Raw genomic sequence first — 274 nt, forward strand, 5'->3', positions numbered from 1 at the left:
CATTAATTGAAGATGAAGTATTAATCAATAAAACTTACTCTTTAGCTGAATTAGGCGTTGAAAATGATGAATTAATGCCGATTCCATTTGATGTTTCGAGTGTTGGCCCGTTTGAAGTAAATACAACTTACTTTTTAATCGTGAAAGCAATCGGTGGGCTATTGGATTGCGGTCAGTCATACAATGATTTGGCTAACGAAGATAAAGTAAAACGTGGTTTTTACTCAAACGAAACAACTGATAACTTTGTCCCTGTTGGTGGTGATTCTTCAAT

1 protein-coding gene is annotated in these 274 nt (G+C 35.0%); it reads left to right on the forward strand.

The features are described from left to right. Positions 1-274 (forward strand): hypothetical protein (locus C2M25_RS06875; RefSeq protein WP_158679691.1); only part of this gene is annotated, 274 nt, incomplete at both ends.

It is taken from the genome of Pseudoalteromonas sp. T1lg21 (assembly GCF_002964625.1).
Lineage (GTDB): Bacteria > Pseudomonadota > Gammaproteobacteria > Enterobacterales > Alteromonadaceae > Pseudoalteromonas > Pseudoalteromonas gelatinilytica.